The organism is Hoyosella altamirensis (assembly GCF_014191505.1).
In the GTDB taxonomy this organism is placed as follows: Bacteria; Actinomycetota; Actinomycetes; order Mycobacteriales; family Mycobacteriaceae; genus Hoyosella; species Hoyosella altamirensis.
In genome coordinates this window covers 1,634,609-1,652,794 of sequence record NZ_JACHWS010000001.1, presented here as the reverse complement: position 1 = coordinate 1,652,794, position 18,186 = coordinate 1,634,609, and the positions used below count along the sequence as shown (strand labels likewise).

Below are 18,186 nucleotides of genomic sequence, written 5' to 3'. Positions count from 1 at the left end.
TGTTCCGCACTCTTCACCGCGCAGCGGGCGGCGGTGCGTCGAGCGGAGGCGAAGTCCCTGTTCAGTCCACGACAGCTATCGCTTTCGTCACATTTGATGTAACCGGGACGTTGCACGGGTCGCACCGGGTGCGAGGCTTCGGCGTGCGATACGTGATCAGCGTTGAACCGCAGGTCAAACGGTATATACAGTCGTCCCAACCTGCTCAGCCCATCGCAGTTTGCGCCAGATGCCGGAATTAACGGATCCGCCATCAGGTGCTCCCTCGAGAGGACAGTTGTGACCGACCTCGCCGATCAGCGTGCCAGTACCACCGGCACCCCAGATGTAGCGGAATCGCTTTTAAGGCTCGGACGTCATTTTCAGCGAGGTGACGCTTCCGGCGACTTACGGGCGATTCACAAGTCCGGTGGACGCCAGGCAGACGCGTTCTATCGCGACCGAATGTCGTACGACAAAGTTGTGCGGTCCACGCATGGCGTTAACTGCACGGGATCGTGCTCGTGGAAGATTTACGTCAAAGACGGAATTATTACCTGGGAAGCGCAACAAACGGATTACCCGTCTATCGGCCCGGACAAACCAGAGTATGAGCCCCGCGGATGTCCGCGTGGTGCGTCTTTCTCGTGGTATACGTATTCGCCGGCCAGGGTGAGGTACCCGTACGTTCGCGGAACGCTCCTTGAGTTGTACCGCGCTGCCAAGGAGCGACTGAAAGACCCAGTGCTGGCGTGGGCTGACGTCGTCGAAGACCCAGAACAGTCGCGACGCTACAAAAGTGCACGCGGCAAAGGTGGGTTCGTCCGCGCTGAATGGTGGGAAGCGGCGGAGATGATCGCGGCCGCGCATGTTCACACCATCAAGAAGTACGGCCCGGACCGTGTCGCTGGATTCTCACCCATTCCGGCGATGTCGATGGTGTCCCACGCAATTGGTGCGCGTTTCGTCTCGATGCTCGGCGGAACGATGCTGTCGTTCTACGACTGGTACGCGGACTTGCCGGAAGCCTCACCCCAGGTGTTCGGTGACCAGACGGACGTGCCCGAATCAGCTGACTGGTTCGACGCCGGGTATCTCATCATGTGGGGCTCAAACGTGCCGGTCACCCGCACACCGGACGCCCACTATATGACGGAAGCACGCTATCGGGGCCAGAAGGTTATCGTTGTCTCTCCGGACTATGCGGACAACACGAAGTTCGCCGACGAGTGGCTGCCCGCCCGCCCAGGAACCGATGGCGCGCTGGCGATGTCCATGGGACACGTCATTCTGAAAGAATTCTTCGTCGACAAGACGACGCCACGATTCCTTGATTACGTCCGCAGATACACGGATTTGCCCTATCTCGTCACGCTGGAGGACGACAGCACAGGTCAGTCCTTTGTTCCGGGAAAGTTCCTCACGGCCGCGGATCTCGGATCAACCTCGGAAGGCGCGGAGTTCAAGACGGTACTGCTGAACTCGGAGACGGGGGAGGCAGTGGTGCCAGGTGGTTCACTCGGCCACCGATTCACCGCGTCCGGAAAGGGGAAATGGAACCTTGATCTCGGCGACGTGATTCCGGCACTGACACTGCACGGATCGGCGGAGACCGCAGAGGTGAAACTGCCCCGATTCGACACCACAACGCCGGAAGTTCTCACTCGTGGTGTCCCGGTGCGCACAGTTGCAGGCAAGCGCGTCACCACCGTGTACGACTTGATGCTGGCCCAGTACGGAGTGCACAGGGACGGCTTGCCGGGCTCCTGGCCCAAGGGCTTCGACGATCCTTCCCAGCCGTACACACCCGCATGGCAAGAAGGAATCACCGGAGTCAAAGCCGCCTCAGCCATCAAGGTGGCGCGAGAGTTCGCCGACAATGCCGACCGCTCCGGTGGCCGTTCCATGATTCTCATGGGAGCGGGAACGAACCACTGGTTCCATTCAGACCAGATCTACCGTTCCTTCCTCGCTCTCACCTTGCTGACTGGCTGCCAGGGCGTGAACGGCGGTGGCTGGGCTCATTACGTCGGACAGGAAAAGTGCCGACCTCTCACTGGGTGGGGCACGCTCGCGTTTGGTCTCGACTGGGCACGTCCACCGCGCCAGATGCAGGGCACCATTTTCTGGTACCTCGCGACGGATCAGTGGCGCTATGACCCTTTCACGTCCGAGGTCGTGGCGTCGCCGCTCGCCAAGGGCGCGTTCCGGGGCCGGACCGCCGCCGACAACATCGCCCTGGCCACGCGGCTCGGCTGGATGCCGTCCTACCCCACGTTCAACCGCAACCCACTCGACCTCGCGGACGAAGCGGAACGCCTCGGCAAGGACCCTGTCAGCCACGTGGTCGACGGACTGAAATCGGGGCACCTGCAATTCGCATGCGAAGACCCGGACGCCCCAGAGAACTTCCCCAGAGTGCTGACTGTGTGGCGGTCGAACCTGCTCGGCTCATCAGCGAAAGGCAACGAGTACTTCCTCAAACACCTCCTCGGTGCCGACACGAACTTGCGCACGACTGACGCGGAGGGCATCCGGCCCGAGGAAGTCAAGTGGCGTGACGAAGCACCCGCAGGCAAGCTCGACTTGTTGCTGTCGCTGGACTTCCGGATGACCTCGACAACTCTGTTCTCCGACATTGTTCTCCCCGCAGCAACGTGGTACGAGAAACACGATCTGTCGAGCACCGACATGCATCCATTCGTGCATGCCTTCTCGCCGGCCATCAGTCCGCCGTGGGAATCGAAGACGGACTTTGAGGCGTTCCACCGCATCGCCCGGGGATTCGGCTGGCTTGCCGAGAAACACCTCGGTGTTCGCAAAGACGTCGTCGCCACGCCGCTGATGCACGACACGGCGGATGCGACCGCCCAGCCCGGAGGAAAAGTTCTGGACTGGAAGAAAGGCGAGTGCGAACCCATCCCGGGTAAGACCATGCCGAAACTCACTGTCGTAGAGCGAGATTACCCGGCACTAGCGGACAAGATGTCAGCGCTCGGACCGCTTGTTGAGCAGATAGGCCTGACCGTCAAAGGTGTCACGACCTACCCGGCCGAAGAGGTGGAATACCTCAAGGAAATGAACGGCGTCATACCGACCGGACCCGCGGCTGGGCGGCCGTCGCTCAAGAAGGACACCCACGCCGCGGAGGCCGTACTTGCGCTCTCGGGAACCACCAACGGTCGTCTCGCCACCGAAGGTTTCCTGAGCCTCGAAACCCGCACCGGAACGAAGCTGGCTGACCTTGCCGCGGAACACGAAGGCAAGCGGATCACGTTCGCAGACACACAATCCCGGCCAGTGCCAGTAATCACTTCCCCGGAGTGGTCTGGTTCGGAGTCAGGCGGGCGGCGGTACTCGCCATTCACCATCAACACTGAGCGGCTCAAGCCGTGGCACACTCTCACCGGCCGTCAGCACTTCTACCTCGACCACGAGTGGATGGCTGAACTGGGGGAGCAGTTGCCCATTTTCCGGCCCCCGCTGGACATGACCGCGCTGTTCAGCGAGCCACGCGTCGGGGATGTGGGGAACCAGGAAGGCACGGCAGGCATCACCGTGCGCTACCTGACACCGCACTCCAAATGGTCCATTCACTCTGCCTACCAGGACAACTTGCACATGCTCACACTGTCACGGGGCGGTCAGTCCATCTGGATGTCAGAGGTCGACGCGAACAAGATCGGTGTGAAGGACAACGACTGGATTGAAGCGGTCAACCGGAACGGCGTCGTGGTCGCACGCGCGATCGTCAGCCACCGCATGCCTGAAGGCACAGTCTTCATGTATCACGCCCAAGACCGCGCGGTCGATGTGCCTCGTATCGAACGAACCGGGAAACGCGGCGGCATCCACAACGCGCTCACACGCGTGATGATCAAACCGAGCCACATGATCGGTGGTTACGCACAGCAGTCATTCGCGATCAACTACCACGGACCGACCGGCAATCAGCGCGACGAAGTCACCACTATCCGTCGTCGCGCGCAGGAGGTTGAGTACTGATGAAACCAATGGCTCAGATTGCCATGGTGATGAACCTGGACAAATGCATCGGCTGTCACACCTGCTCGGTCACGTGTAAGCAAGCGTGGACGAATCGTCCTGGTGTCGAATACGCGTGGTTCAACAACGTCGAAACCCGCCCAGGCCAAGGGTACCCGCGCCAGTATCAGGATCAGGAGCGGTGGAAGGGCGGGTGGACCCGCACCAAACGCGGGAAGGTCACCCTGAAGTCGGGGTCACGCCTGAAGCGGCTCGGCAACATATTCGCGAATCCAGACCTTCCGACTGTCGCGGACTACTACGAACCGTGGACCTACGATTACAGCACCATTCTTGGGTCAGGCCCGATGGATACGACGCCGGTGGCGCGGCCGAAGTCGGCGATCACCGGTGAAGACACGAAGGTGACATGGGGCGCCAACTGGGACGACGATCTCGGTGGCGGTTCGGAGCAGGTGGGACAGGACCCGATTCTTCAGCGGGTGAACGAGAAGATCAAACTCGAGTTCGAGCAGACCTTCATGTTTTATCTGCCGCGCATCTGCGAGCACTGCCTCAATCCGTCGTGCGCTGCGTCGTGCCCGTCGGGTGCCATCTACAAGCGCGCCGAGGATGGGATCGTTCTCGTCGACCAGGACAAGTGCCGAGGCTGGCGCCAGTGCGTGACGGGCTGTCCTTACAAGAAGATCTACTTCAACCACAAGACCGGCAAAGCCGAGAAGTGCACCTTCTGCTACCCGCGCGTTGAGGTGGGGATCCCGACTATCTGCTCGGAGACCTGCGTTGGTCGCCTGCGGTACATCGGCGTGATGCTGTATGACGCGGACGCTGTCACCCAGGCGACTCAGGTGCCTGATGACAAGGACCTGTACCCCGCCCAGCTGAACGTATTCCTCAACCCGCACGACCCACGCGTTGTCGACGCATGCGAAAAAGCCGGCATTTCGCACGACTGGATCGAAGCGGCCCAGAACTCGCCGGTATACAAGATGATCGCCGAGTACCAGATCGCGCTGCCCCTGCATCCCGAATACCGAACGATGCCGATGGTCTGGTACGTCCCGCCGCTGTCCCCGGTTGTCGACGCGGTGACCGAATCCGGCGGTGACGGCGAGAACGGCGACAACTTATTCGGGGCGATCGACGCCCTGCGAATCCCAATCGAATATCTCGCGGAGCTTTTCACGGCCGGTGATGTCGGACCTGTACGTGCCTCATTGCAGCGCCTCGCTGCGATGCGCGCCCACATGCGCCAGGTCAACTTGCAGGAAGAGGTCGATCCGTCGATCGCCGCGTCCGTCCGGCTTACAACTTACGAGATCGAGGCGATGTACCGGCTGCTTGCGCTGGCGAAGTACGAGGACCGCTACGTGATCCCCACCGGCGCGACGTCGGATGCGCACCGTCTCGAAGCGATCGCGACGTCCTGCAGTCTCGACAATGATGGCGGCCCCGGCATGACGGCGTTTGACGTCATGGCAGAGAAGTTCCACCTTCTCGATGACACCAATGGCGCAGCCCCAGAGGACAAAACGGGACGGGTGAACTTGCTGAACTGGGATGGTAAGTCCACCAGCGGAATCGTGCCTGAAGGCGTTCCCAAGGACCCGGCGGAGAAACACCCGGAGAGCGTGTCGTGAGCATCATTCGCGGGCGCCGCAAACGCGACGACTACACCGAACGCGACATGCGGCTCGTGTGGAGGCTGTGCGCATTGCTCCTCGACTATCCGCACCCCCGGACCCTCGTGATGCTCCCAGATCTGGTCGCGGCGGTGGCGCGCGTACCCGGACCCGCTCGGGCGCAGCTGAAGTCATTTCTGGATTATGCGCAGAACACCGACCAGATTGCCCTGGCGGGGCATTACGTCGAAACGTTCGATATGCGCCGCCGGTCGAGTCTGCACCTCACCTACTACGCCTACGGTGATACGCGGAAGCGTGGTGGTGCGCTGCTGATGATGAAGCAGGCCTACAGGTCGGCTGGTGCCGAGATGGATGAGCAGGAGCTCCCGGACTATCTGCCTGCGGTCCTGGAGTTCGCATCGACGATCGACGCGCGTGCTGGTGGCCGGATCCTGGCACGCCACCGTGCCGTCCTTGAACTATTGCGCTTGTCGCTGCACGACAGCGAATCCCCCTATGCCGCAGTGGTCGATGCGCTATGCGACACGTTGCGCCCGCTCACGACGACCGACCGCGCCGAAATCCGTGTGCTCGCCGCTGAAGGCCCGCCCGAAGAAGAGGTGGGACTCGACCCCTACTCGATAGACCCCACTGTCACGGCGCCGGAACTTCTCCCGACGCCCTCGTTCCCCGGCGCCTCGGGAGGGCACCAGTGAATACTTTCCTGTGGCTGATTCTGCCGTACGTTGCGCTCACTTCTTTTGCGCTTGGCCACGTGTGGCGGTACCGGCACGACCAGTTCGGCTGGACCACTCGTTCGTCGCAAATGTATGAGAGCCGCCTGTTGCAAATCGGCAGCCCGCTCTTTCACTTCGGGTTGCTCGCAGTGATCGCGGGGCATGTCGGAGGGCTTGCGGTCCCGAAATCGTGGACACAGGCCCTCGGTATTTCCGATCACGCTTATCACTATCTGGCCGTGATTCCCGGAACCCTCGCTGGAATTGCCGTGATCACTGGCCTGGTTATTCTGCTGTACCGGCGAATCACTGTGTCGTCGGTACGGAAAGCAACCACCAAAGGCGACGTTTTCATGTATGCGGTGTTCATCTTCACGGTGCTCACCGGCATGGTGAACACCGTCTGGGAGAACATCGTCGCTGGCGGGTACGACTACCGCGAAACAGTATCCCCGTGGTTCCGCAGTGTCTTCATGCTGAGTCCAAATCCGGACCTGATGATCGGCATCCCGGTCAGCTTCCAGTTGCACGCGATCGCGGCGCTCGTGCTGTTCACGATCTGGCCGTACACGCGGCTAGTGCACGTGTTCAGTGCCCCGCTGGGGTATCTGTTCCGTCCATACGTCGTCTACCGGAGTAAGGACGTCGCGAAGCGTGGCTCGAGCCCCTATGACAGGGCGTGGGAGACCGCGAACAGCCGTCACTGACGCGGCTGCCCGCCCGCCAGCTTCGCGGGGTGATGTATCCGGTTTGCGTGTCGAAACTGATACATCACCCCGCGAAGTTCTTGTCGCGAGAACAGGTAGCGTCCTGAGTGAGAACTGTGGCTGGCTGGTTCGTTGAGGGGGAGGGCCGTCAATGGCGTTTACACATGGAAGTGTGTTCATAACGGGTGCCGCGTCGGGTATTGGCCGTGCGACCGCATTGCGGTTCGCGTCAGAGGGCTATCTGGTGTGCGCCACCGATGTGGACGAAGCCGGTCTCCGATCGCTGCAGGCCGAGGCACCCAAGGGGAGCGTAACCGGGGCCGCGCTCGACGTGACAAATGCAGACGAGTGGCAGGGCGTGCTCGATGACTTCATGAAACGGACGAGCGGACGCTTAGACATTCTCGTCAACAACGCCGGACTCCTCCGGGCCGGTAATTTCGTCGATCTGCCGCTCGATGCGCAGCAGCGCGTTATTCGCGTGAACGTAGACGGTGTGATGAACGGGTGTTACGCGGCCTATCCGTACCTCAAGGCAACCCCGGGCGCGCAGGTCGTGAATATGTGCTCGGCGTCCGCGATCTACGGGCAGGCTGAACTCGCCGCGTATTCCGCATCCAAGTTCGCGGTACGGGGGCTAACTGAAGCCCTGGACATCGAGTGGCGCCCTGAGGGCATACGAGTATTCGCGCTCTGGCCGCTGTTCGTGGACACCTCGATGATCGCGACGGAACGTACTGGATCGATGACTTCGCTGGGGGTTAACCTTACCGCTGGTGATGTGGCCGACAAGATCTTCCAGACCACACGTCCCGCACGGAACCCTATTCCGCGCCCGACCCACATTCCGGTAGGAACTCAGGCCGCGCTGATGTTCAACAGCGCACAGATCACGCCCTTACGCCTGCTGCGCGCCGTGAACAGGCGCATCGCACGAAAGTAGAGTTGACACGTGACTGACGACTTTCCGATCGCGCGACCATCCGACCATCGACGGCCTGAAGGTGTCGACGACACCACAGTGGCCGCGCTCGGCCTCATGTCGGAGGCCCTGGAAATGGTGGAACGAGCACGGGGGCACCTTTACTCGTTCCATCAGTTGATCGGTGGTGGCGACGCTAAGCTCTCCGAGGCCGTAGAACAACTGAGGGACGCGGGCCACACCGAACTCGCTCAGCGGATCGAAGACACCGTCATCGGCCTGAATGTACTTTCTGGCCGGTGGACGTTCCAGGTCGTCGAGGAGTTCGACGACGGATATTGGTCCACGTTCCGCGCGATAGAACGAGAGGCCCGGGAAAAACTGGCCGGCGGTGTCCGCCATATTCACGAGGCTGAGATGAAAGAGCAGCGCCGCACTCCGGGGCGCCCCGGACACGAGGCAGGCCCGCAGAGCTGATTCACGCCAGCAGGGCTCCGTTAGCGACGGGATGGTCCACTGAGACCAGCGTGACGGTGTTGTCAGCGGTGTACACACCGACGGTGAGGACCTCCGACTTCACTCCTGCGACGCGTTTCGGCTCCAGGTTGCATACACACACCACCTGTCGGCCCACTAGGTCATCGGGCTCGTACCGGTCCGTGATCTGCGCGCTTGAGGTCTTCTGCCCGAGGGGGCCAAGGTCGATTGTCAGGACGTAGGCCGGTTTCCGGGCTTTTGGGTTCTCCTCTACCGTCTGGATTGTTCCCACTCGTAGTTCGATTGTGCCGAGTTGATCGAGTGTCATGGGCGTCCTGATTCGGTGTATTGCGGCCCACCGCCTTCCAGCGAGTGGAGAGCCGATTCGATCCGGCGAGCAGTGAAGTCGGTGCAACGGGCGCGTACTTCTTCAACCGTGCAGAACTCAGCGGTGCGCACCTCCTTGGCATCCGCCACCATCGTGTCCAGCAATGAGGACGGATGAGCACCGCCGTCGAAAACCAGGCACACCGCGTCGTCCCAGCCGCCCCAGGGCGGCAGCCAGTCCGTCAGCAGCAGTCGTCCGGCAGGCACATCGAGGCCCAATTCCTCCTGTAGTTCCCGACTGACCGCGAGAAACGGCGACTCTCCGACCTCGACAACCCCGCCAGGAAGGTCCCAGTCCCGCTTATACGTGAGTTCACAGAGAAGCACGCGGTCTGCATCATCGCGGATGAGCATCTGCGAAATCGCGCGCTTCCGAGGCAGGAAAGCGTTGAGTATCTCGCGAAATCCGCCGGGGTCGCGTAGCGGCGGGTCGTCGGCGAGGCGGGCGAGCACCACAGTGTCTCTGCGCTCTTTCCCCTGGCGCCGCCCTTTCCTGAGCAGGCCTTCACGGCGCAGCCCGGCGCGCGTCGCGAGGCGTATGGAACGAAGATTCTCCACGTCGACGTGGGCTTCGATGCGCGCGAAACCAAGTTCGTCGAAGGCATATTCGGCGAGCAGGGCTAGCGCCCTGGTAGCGAGCCCCCGGCCCCGCTGGCCTGCGAACAGAACCCAGTAGAGCTCACCAGTGTCGTCGGTGGTACGCCGGACCTCGACATATCCGACAGCTATTCCGTCGTGCTCGATGACGAGGCTGACGCCGCGCTCCGGGTCTGGTTTCTCGCGCCCGCGCTTGACCGCTTTGGTCAGGGTGTTCGCCGACTGTGCATCCGTCCAGCGGCGGATTTCCTCGTCGTGACCGCGCTCGGCTGCTGGAATGTCCGCGTCATTCCACGGCCTCAGCGTGACGACGCCATCGGTGAGGACGGGCGTTCTGGCGGATTCGCTGTTGTCGGTCGGGCGTCTTCCCACATTTGCAGCCTATCGGGAAACTTGAGGGAGGTGCTGAGGCGTTCCCGTGACCTGCCCAGACCATGCGCGCCACAACGCGGAGTAGTGGCCGCCACGTGCCACGAGTTCGGCGTGTGTCCCCTCCTCGGTGATCATGCCGTGTTCGAGCACCACGACGCGGTCCGCGGTCATCGCCTGTGTGAGACGATGCGCGATTACTAGGCTTGTGCGCCCCTCTGTTACGGCGAGCGCGGATTGCTCGAGGTCGCGAGCCCCTGCACTTCCTGCTTCCGCTGTCGCCTCATCAAGGACCACGATCGCGGGGTCCGCGAGCAGGACGCGCGCGAGGGCGAGTTGCTGCGCCTGCGCCGCCGTCAGTGGATGGCCGCCCTCACCGACCCGCGTTCCGAGACCATCAGGCAGCGCATCAGCCCACACGAGTGCACCGACAGCCGCGAGCGCGGCGCGGATGTCGCTGTCGGGAGCCTCCGGCGCAGCGAGCCGGACATCGTCGGCCAGGGAACCGGCGAAGACATGGACATCTTGCGTGACGATGGCGATATGGCCGCGCAGTTGGCCGCCCAGGTCGCTCAGCACGACACCACCAACGCGGATGTCACCGCACGTCGGCGCCAGAGTGCCCGTTGCGATCGCAGCCAGAGTCGACTTTCCCGCACCCGTCGCACCGACGATAGCGACACGCTCACCAGGACTGATGTGCAGATTGACTCCGCGCAACGCGAAGCTTTCCCCGTCGTACGTGTGCTTGATGCTCCGCAGTTCCAGGCTCGCATCGGTGGGCTCCGACGGTGTGGTTGTTTGCGAACTGGTCCCGATGGCGGGTATCTGAACAACCCCGACGAGGCGAGCGAGGCTTGCCCCAGCTGACTGGATGTCGTCGAACGTCCAAAGCAGTATGCCGATCGGGTTGAACAAGCGGTGGAACAGCAGTGCGGCCGCGGTGGTCTGCCCAACGGTCACTGTATCGTTGCTGACCAGCGCGAAGCCGACCGCGAGAACTGAAGCGAGTCCGACGAATTCGGCTCTGTTGCCACGCGCGGCGAATCGGGTGACGAGGCGGAACACGGTGATCCCTATGTCGCGTGCCCGGGCGGAAGCAGTGTCGATCAGAGCAAGGCGAGGTTCTTCATACCTATAGGCGCGGATGGTCTTCGCCGCATCGATACTGCTGACGAGTGCCTGTGTGCGTTCACCCATCGCTACGCGCTCCTCCGCGTACAGCGGCCCGGAACGCGGGAGATAAAAACGCAGCGCGAGCACATACATCGGCAGTGCAGCGAGACCAGCAAGACCGAGGCGCCAGTCGAGGCCGACCATAGCGGCGATGCTCAGCACGGTGGTAAGCATCGCTGTCATGAGGGTGGGGACCACGTTTGACACAGCACGGCTGATTACGGCGACGTCGTCACCCGCGCGTGCCAGCAGGTCACCGCGGCCCGCGGCCTCAACCTGGTGCAGCGGCAGTCGCAGCGCCCGGTCGACAAATCTCTCACGAAGATCAGCGAGCACTGTTTCGCCCAGCGATGCGATGAGCCGGTAACCGATCCCACTGAGCACGCCCGCGGCGAGCGCGGCCGCGACCATCACTGCTACTAGCCCGCCGATTCCGCTGGCGGGGGCGCCGTCGCGCACTCTGTCGACGAGGATTCCGAGTACCCAGATGGGGACGATTGCCGCGGCTGCCGCCAGCGTCGAAACCACCACGGTGAGGAGGCTGTGGCGCCAGCGCAGAAGCACTTCGCGCACCAGCCATCGCGCCGTGGCAACTGTGCGCGCGATGGGGAGCAACTGCTGGGTCATCGTGCCACTGCCTTCCGGTAGGGCGGATCGTTCGTGACGAGCGCGGCGTGGGAACCCTCACCGGTAACCGTCCCGTCTTTGATGACGATCACGCGGTCCGCGACGGACAAGAATGCCGGACTCGTCGTGATTACCACGGTGGTGTGGCGTTGCCCCGGGCCCGAGCGCGCCGCCTTCACGCCGCGCGCGATCTCGTAGTCCGTCACAGCGTCTACGGCGGTGGTCGCATCGTGCAGAACGAGAATCGGGGAACGCACATAGAGGGCCCGCGCGAGCGCGAGGCGCTGCCGCTGGCCACCTGACAGCGTGCCACCGCGCTCACCGATAACGTGGTCGAGCCCGTCGCGGTGAAGACCCGCCACATCGTCGGCGGCCGACGCGTGCAAAGCTTCGCGCAGGACGGTGTCGTCCGTGTCGTTCGTGGCGTTCGTACTTCTACTTCCCAGGGTGATGTTGTCGCGCAGGCTTCCCGCGAAGAGATCTGTGTGGTGGGGTTCGCTCAGCAAGACTGCGCGCGCGGCGTTCGTTTCTGCAGTCGCGATTGGTACGCCGTTGATCCAGACGGCACCGCGGTACTCACTGGGTGCGATCTGCCCTGAGAGGACGCTAGCGAGAGCTTCGCCGTCAGCCGGATCGTAGGCGAAGAGCGCGACGAATTCGCCTGGTGCGACAGTCAGTGAGACCGACCGCAGCGAGCGGTGTTCCACTTCCTGCAGCGTCAAGGTGCCCGGTGCTAGGGCGGCCCGCTCACCCGCGGGGAGGAGTGGGGGTGCAGACAGGACGAGTGCTAGACGGTCAGCGGATCCGCGGGCGCGGGCAAGCAGCCCGGGAACGGCGGCAAGGGTCGACAACGGCTCGAGCAGGAATTGAGCTAACCCCGCGACGATGATCAGCTGGCCCACAGTGAGGGAGCCACTAAGGGCAAGCCAGCCCGCGGCGCCGGCTACCGCGACGGCGAGAAGCGAGCTGGCGGTCATGCTTGCGCCCGTATACGCGCCTTGCGCGGTCGCGGAACTTATTCGTGCTTCGAGCGCTCGGCGGCTGGCACTCCGGTACCGCTGGGATGCGGCGGCTTCACCCCCGACGCCGCGCAGCGGACGGAGTCCGCTCAACAGGTCTGTCGCCATCGCGGACGTCCGCGCGACAGTTTCTTGCTGTGCGTGCGTACGACGGACGAGGTGGGGAGTCGCGGCATGGAGCAATATGAGAATTAGCGGGGTGCCGATAACGACCGCGAGCCCGAGCGGGACATGAATTGTTACGAGAACCGCAGCGGTGAACACAATTGCGACGGTTGCCGCGATGCCGCGAGGTATGGCGTCGAGAATGCTGGCTTCGTTGTCGGCGTCTGACGTGGATACGGTGATGTACTCCCCGGTCGCCATAGATGACGAAATCCCACGCGGGTTCAGGATGTGGCGGGCGGCTTCTACACGCAGCGCATGGGACTCACGCTGGTATGCCACGTTGAGCAGCTGGGCTCCGTAGCGCCAGGCGAAGGAAAGCACGACGAACAGCGCTGCGAGCCCGGCGAGGGAGAAAGCGAGGCGCGGTAGGTCGCCGACTGCGATCGCGTAATCCACGATCAGCCCTATCGCGATTGGTACAGCAGTTTCGGCGGCCTGATGCGTTGCCAATAGCGCGGTGGCGCCGCTGAGGCGAGATCGATGACGCCGCAGTGTGCGGCGCAGGATCGCGGTGCCAGTCTGTGGCGCAGCGGGGTCGGAGGTCACAAACAGGTAAGTCAACCCTAAGTGTTGAAGAATTGCACGCGGCTGAGGGATTTACCCTGAATTCGCTAACGCAAGAACCTAATTCACCGTGATGCAGCTAACCGCGAAACACGGTTACGGGGTCCCGCAGATGCGCTTAGAATCAACCTAAAGTTGAACGTTATGCCGGAGGAGGTTGCGAGCACATGGCGCGCGCAGACAATTCCGGCAGTCGCCGCAAACCCGTGAGCCGCGGTGTCCACACGTCGACAGCGCGAGATTTTCGCCGAAGCTACCGTGGACGAACCGTCGAGGAACCGCTGCGGCGTCATGGTGCCACTCGGGCGCTTGCGCAGATCCTTGCCGCCGCCCGCAGTCCGCTGCCGCCTCAGCTATCAGTCGCGCAACTCAGCGGTGTGGGTATCCTCGCTGGCCTGATCATAGCTATTCTCGCGGTGGCGCTGCTTTTCAGTGCCCCATTCGGTGGTGCGATGCTCGGTCCAGTTCTCCCCAGCTCCGCATTCGCTGTCATCGCCGTGCTGGGACTCGCGGCGTTTCACGTACTCGGCCGGAGTGATTCCGGCAAGCGCTGACGCTCACCGTTCGCCAGCCACGAATGCGATATCTGTCAGAGGAGCCGCCTAGGCTAGGCGCGTGTTTCTTCTTCCAGCAGCTGCCGGCTATGAGGCATCCAACTCGAACGCCCCCCGGGTGGTCTACAGCGCGACCGATCTTGCGGTCGCCGCGGCGAGTGAGTTCGATTTCCTGCGCACTCTCGATATGAAGCTTGGCCGGTATCCAGCCGCGGCGGCCATCGAGGATCCAATGTTCGCCAGGACGGCCGAGCTCGGCGATGCGCATGAGCACCGGCTGCTGGAGAAGTTCGTCGATCAGCACGGAGACAAGGTCGTCAGCCTCGGGCGTCCTTCGTTCACGGAGGAGGGGCTCGTCGCGGCACGAGCGGAGACGTTCGCGGCAATCGAGGACAATGCGCCGGTGATCTATCAGGGCACGTTCTTCGATGGGAGTTTCGCGGGTTTCTGTGACTTCCTGGTACGTGAGGACACGTCCGATGGTGCCGCGTACGCGGTCTATGACACCAAGCTCTCACGTCACGCGCGTGTACCGGCACTCTTGCAGCTCGCAGCCTATGCGGATCAGTTGATCTCTGCGGGTGTCGCCGTCTCACCGGTCATGCATCTTGTTCTCGGTGACGGCACCATCACTGACCACCGTTTATCAGACGTTCTGCCCGTTTACCGTCAGCGGCGGGCTCGCCTCGACTTGATCCTGAGTGGGCATCTTGCTCAGAACGCGCCGGTAGCGTGGGGCGACCCCCGGTACAGCGCCGACGTGCGCAGTGATCTCGCTGCTGATGAAATCACGCGAACCCGCGACGTCATCCTGGTGGCGGGCCTCACCACGGTGCAGCGGGCCCGGCTTGAGCGGGCAGGGGTGCGGACGCTCGACGAGCTCGCCGCGCTAGATCCGAAGACGACAGTCCCTGGGATTTCACCGGACGCGCTTGCCAGGCTGCGTGCACAGGCTGGGGCGCAGGTTGAGGAGGAAAGGACGGGGCAGCCGCATTACGTTGTTCACAACCCAGCCGCGTTGCGTGAACTGCCCCAGCCAAGTCCCGGCGATATTTTCTTCGATTTTGAAGGTGACCCACTCTGGGCTGAGGACGGCTCGACAGACTGGGGGCTCGAGTACCTCTTCGGAATCGTGGAGGCACCGGACGCCCGTATCGACCACGACCCCGGCGTGCACACCACTTTCCGTGCGTTCTGGGCACACAATCGTGCTGAAGAGAAGCGAGCGCTGCACGCTTTCCTCGAGTATGTCACCGAACGGCGCGCGCGTTTTCCGGATATGCACGTCTACCATTACGCGCCCTACGAAAAGACCGCGCTGCGTCGCCTCGTCGGCCGCCACGGCATATGCGAAGCCACACTCGACACCTTGCTGCGCGCCAATGTCTTCGTCGACCTTTATCCTTTGGTGCGCAAGGCAGTTCGCGTTGGCAAGCCGTCGTACAGCATCAAGAAGCTCGAGCCGTTGTACATGGGCGAACATCTGCGAGGCGGCGACGTTACCACCGCGGGCGACTCGATTGCCGAATACGCCCGCTTTACAGGGCTGGCCGAATCTGGGGCAGCAGAGGAAGCCGCTGGAGTACTCGCCTCAATCGAGGATTACAACCGGTATGACTGCGATTCGACACTGCATCTCCGCAACTGGCTTGCCCGGTGCGCGCAGGCAGAAAGCGTGCCCCTTGCCAACCCCGTTGCAGAAGCGGCTGAAGACGCGAACGGCGAGTTCGACACTTCCCCGCTCGAAGTGCAGCTCCTCGAATACGCGGGTGAACTGCCCCAGATGCGGCGGTCGGGGGAACAACAGACAGCCGCGATGTTCGCCGCGGCAATGAATTACCACTGGCGTGAGGACAAACCATTCTGGTGGGGGCATTTCGATCGCCTATCGGCGTCGGTATCGGACCTCGCGGAGTCTTCTGAAGCGTTCCTTATCGAAGGCTGTGACGTGGTGAGCGATTGGGCAATGGGACCAAGGCAGCGTGTGCCTCGCCGCGTGCTGCGGATCGCTGGTGAAGCACCAAACGGTGCCACCCTCCGCGCGGGAGGCGATGTGTTTGCGCTGTACGACGCACCGAGCCCGCAAAGTGCGCGTCAGCCAGTCCCAGGAGCCCGCGGCTTCACCACCGCGCAGTTGCTGAGCAGTACACGCTGCCATGAGCTCGGTTTGCCTGTATCCGACGAATGTATCTACCTCGAAGAGAAATGTCCGAAGGGCGCTGAGCCGCACAGCGACGCACCCGTCGCGATTACTCCAGGGCCGCCCCCATCCGCGCAGCCCCTGAAGGACGCAATCGAGCGCATCGCCGAGAGCTTCGCCGACCAGTGGCCGCAGATTCCGAGGACAGCTGCGGTGGACGTTTTGCGACGGATACCTCCGCGCACTCTGTCGGGCGCGGGTCCTGTCGCGCCCACAGCTCCGAACGAGACTGCGGCAGCGATCATCGCGACGCTGCGTGACCTCGACCATTCCTACCTGGCGGTACAAGGTCCTCCCGGCACCGGCAAGACTTACACGGGTTCAAAGGTCATTGCGGAGCTTGTCCTGAAGCACGGGTGGCGAGTGGGCGTGGTTGCCCAGTCCCACTCGGTTGTCGAAAACATGCTCGACTGCATCGTCGAAGCGCATGTGCCGGGATCCCAGGTCTTCAAACCCGACAACCGACTCGGATCATCTCTGTGGACGACCCTCGGGTCGCGTAACGCTATTGCCGGTGCGCTGGAGAGCTGCAGCGGGGGAGCCGTAGTCGGTGGCACGGCATGGACGTTTGCCAACCCGAACCAGGTTCCTGCGGGTTCGCTGGACCTTCTCGTCATCGACGAAGCTGGCCAGTTTTCCCTCGCGAACACGATCGCTGTATCAGCGGCCGCCCGCAACCTGATGCTTCTGGGGGATCCGCAACAGCTCCCGCAGGTCAGTCAGGGGACCCACCCGGAACCCGTCGACGAGTCAGCGCTGGGCTGGCTGATAGGGGACCACGGCACTATCCCCTCCGAATTCGGCTATTTCCTTGAGCGCACCTTCCGCATGCACCCTGCGCTTTGCGGTGTGGTCTCGGGCCTCTCCTATGAAGGACGGCTGACAAGTGAAGAGTCCGTGACCACTGCGCGGCTCCTCACCGGAATACCGCCCGGCTTGAGGACAATCACGGTTCCCCATACGGGCAATTCAACCGCATCCGGAGAGGAAGCCCGTGCGATATGTGCCGAGATCCAGAAGATTCTCGGCACACCCTGGCGCCCGAAACGCGGCGCCGAACGATTACTCGAGCAGCAGGATGTCATCGTGGTTGCACCCTATAACGCCCAGGTCAACACAATTCTCGCTGAGCTGCGCATGGCCGGGCTTAACCAGGTGATGGCGGGCACTGTCGACAAGTTCCAGGGCCGCCAGGCTGCTGTCGCTATTGTGTCGATGACCGCGTCCGCTATCGAAGACGTGCCCCGTGGCATGAGCTTTCTGCTCAACCGCAATCGGCTTAACGTCGCCATTTCACGCGGGCAGTGGCTCGCGATGATTGTGCGGTCGCCGACGCTCACCGAGTTCATGCCGACCACCCCGCACGGGCTCGAAGAACTCGGAGCTTTTCTAACCGTGTGCGAGGCGGGCGAACTCTCGCGCTAGTGCCAGTAGTGTGCGACGTCGATGACAACCCGGCTGTGATAGTCGCCAGGGCCGTCGAGGGTGAAGACACGGAACGGCAGGCGAGCGCGGACGCCGACCCCGAATGTCGTCTGGCCTTCGAATGTTCCAGCCCATGCAACCTGCCGGAACGTCTGGTAGCCGTTGACGTTGACCAGCTCACGATTATTGGCAGGTCTGTACGTCTGGTTGCCATGCTGGTCATACGCGGGTGCCTGAACGATGAATTGGAGGTACGCGCCTCCGCGTAGCGGCACCGGGTGTCCTGAGCCATCATGTCGCACAGTGTCTACGTACTCCGCGTAGTAACCCGTTACCGGCCCGGCAACATCAACTACGAGCCGATCGAAGCAGTTGTGCCGCCCTGAGCGGACATTCACCACCGATGCCGTCGTCATCTGCATCTGCGACTTATTCAGAGAACCCCACGTGATCCCGCAATACGGGGCAGGAGTCGCAGAAGCGGTCGACGCTGGCACTACAGCTAGTGCACCGGCTATGAGAACCGATCCCGCCAGGGCCGAGAGTGTTTTCTTCATCACACACCACCTAAAAATGCTGTTTCCGACCCTCTCCTTATGGTATAGGCGTGTGGCAGTGCGGTGGGAAATCCTTATGTGACCGTAATGT

General features: G+C 62.6%; 13 protein-coding genes. 8 read left to right on the top strand and 5 right to left on the bottom strand.

Annotated elements, in window-relative coordinates; genetic code table 11:
* Positions 1–279 precede the first annotated feature (279 nt).
* The 6 genes from FHU29_RS08045 (at position 280) to FHU29_RS08020 (ending at position 8,452) form a co-directional block, all read left to right on the top strand.
* Entirely contained in the window at positions 280–3,984 is a 3,705-nt protein-coding gene (locus FHU29_RS08045) for a nitrate reductase subunit alpha (protein ID WP_064438948.1), read from the top strand.
* A gap of 8 nt (positions 3,985–3,992) precedes the next feature.
* A complete protein-coding gene (narH, locus tag FHU29_RS08040) occupies positions 3,993–5,624 on the top strand; it encodes a nitrate reductase subunit beta (protein WP_064439134.1) in 1,632 nt (543 codons plus the stop codon).
* Entirely contained in the window at positions 5,621–6,325 is a 705-nt protein-coding gene (gene narJ, locus FHU29_RS08035) for a nitrate reductase molybdenum cofactor assembly chaperone (RefSeq protein WP_064438949.1), read from the top strand. Before narH ends, narJ begins: the two co-directional genes overlap by 4 nt.
* Positions 6,322–7,053 (top strand): respiratory nitrate reductase subunit gamma, encoded by a 732-nt coding sequence (narI, locus tag FHU29_RS08030; RefSeq protein WP_064438950.1) that lies wholly within the window; start codon positions 6,322–6,324, stop codon positions 7,051–7,053. The genes narJ and narI overlap by 4 nt, the downstream gene beginning before the upstream one ends.
* A 151-nt stretch (positions 7,054–7,204) precedes the next feature.
* Entirely contained in the window at positions 7,205–7,996 is a 792-nt protein-coding gene (locus FHU29_RS08025; RefSeq protein WP_064438951.1) for an SDR family oxidoreductase, read from the top strand.
* Between the two features lie 9 nt (positions 7,997–8,005).
* On the top strand, positions 8,006–8,452 hold the full coding sequence (locus tag FHU29_RS08020) for a hypothetical protein (RefSeq protein ID WP_064438952.1): 447 nt from the start codon (positions 8,006–8,008) through the stop codon (positions 8,450–8,452).
* Between the two features lies 1 nt (position 8,453).
* Here FHU29_RS08020 and FHU29_RS08015 read toward each other — a convergent pair whose 3' ends face one another.
* From FHU29_RS08015 to FHU29_RS08000, 4 genes are read right to left on the bottom strand one after another with little or no spacing between them, the layout of a single operon-like run.
* Positions 8,454–8,780, bottom strand: coding sequence for a tRNA-binding protein (locus FHU29_RS08015; RefSeq protein ID WP_064438953.1), 327 nt, complete (start codon positions 8,778–8,780; stop codon positions 8,454–8,456).
* The gene (locus FHU29_RS08010; RefSeq protein WP_064438954.1) at positions 8,777–9,808 is read right to left on the bottom strand and encodes an NUDIX hydrolase; all 1,032 of its coding nucleotides are present in this window, start codon (positions 9,806–9,808) and stop codon (positions 8,777–8,779) included. The genes FHU29_RS08015 and FHU29_RS08010 overlap by 4 nt, the downstream gene beginning before the upstream one ends.
* A 9-nt stretch (positions 9,809–9,817) precedes the next feature.
* A complete protein-coding gene (locus FHU29_RS08005; RefSeq protein WP_064438955.1) occupies positions 9,818–11,608 on the bottom strand; it encodes an ABC transporter ATP-binding protein in 1,791 nt (596 codons plus the stop codon).
* Complete coding sequence (locus FHU29_RS08000; protein ID WP_064438956.1) at positions 11,605–13,341, bottom strand: ABC transporter ATP-binding protein; 1,737 nt, start codon at positions 13,339–13,341, stop codon at positions 11,605–11,607. Before FHU29_RS08000 ends, FHU29_RS08005 begins: the two co-directional genes overlap by 4 nt.
* Positions 13,342–13,526: 185 nt before the next feature.
* Here FHU29_RS08000 and FHU29_RS07995 point away from each other — a divergent pair, with 185 nt between their 5' ends.
* Complete coding sequence (locus tag FHU29_RS07995; protein ID WP_064438957.1) at positions 13,527–13,913, top strand: hypothetical protein; 387 nt, start codon at positions 13,527–13,529, stop codon at positions 13,911–13,913.
* Positions 13,914–13,974: 61 nt separating this feature from the next.
* Positions 13,975–17,538, top strand: a complete 3,564-nt coding sequence (locus tag FHU29_RS07990; protein WP_232322865.1) for a TM0106 family RecB-like putative nuclease — start codon at positions 13,975–13,977, stop codon at positions 17,536–17,538.
* On the opposite strand, the gene FHU29_RS07985 is transcribed toward FHU29_RS07990, so the two are convergent.
* Complete coding sequence (locus tag FHU29_RS07985; protein ID WP_064438958.1) at positions 17,535–18,095, bottom strand: AMIN-like domain-containing (lipo)protein; 561 nt, start codon at positions 18,093–18,095, stop codon at positions 17,535–17,537. The two genes, FHU29_RS07990 and FHU29_RS07985, sit on opposite strands and share 4 nt — an antisense overlap.
* Positions 18,096–18,186: the final 91 nt, after the last annotated feature.

Excerpts from the sequence above, each read along its gene's own strand:
- FHU29_RS08015 (WP_064438953.1), bottom strand. The coding sequence starts at position 8,780 with ATGACACTCGATCAACTCGGCACAATCGAACTACGAGTGGGAACAATC.
- FHU29_RS08005 (WP_064438955.1), bottom strand. The coding sequence starts at position 11,608 with ATGACCCAGCAGTTGCTCCCCATCGCGCGCACAGTTGCCACGGCGCGA.
- FHU29_RS07995 (WP_064438957.1), top strand. The coding sequence starts at position 13,527 with ATGGCGCGCGCAGACAATTCCGGCAGTCGCCGCAAACCCGTGAGCCGC.
- FHU29_RS08025 (WP_064438951.1), top strand. The coding sequence starts at position 7,205 with ATGGCGTTTACACATGGAAGTGTGTTCATAACGGGTGCCGCGTCGGGT.
- FHU29_RS07985 (WP_064438958.1), bottom strand. The coding sequence starts at position 18,095 with ATGAAGAAAACACTCTCGGCCCTGGCGGGATCGGTTCTCATAGCCGGT.
- narH (WP_064439134.1), top strand. The coding sequence starts at position 3,993 with ATGGCTCAGATTGCCATGGTGATGAACCTGGACAAATGCATCGGCTGT.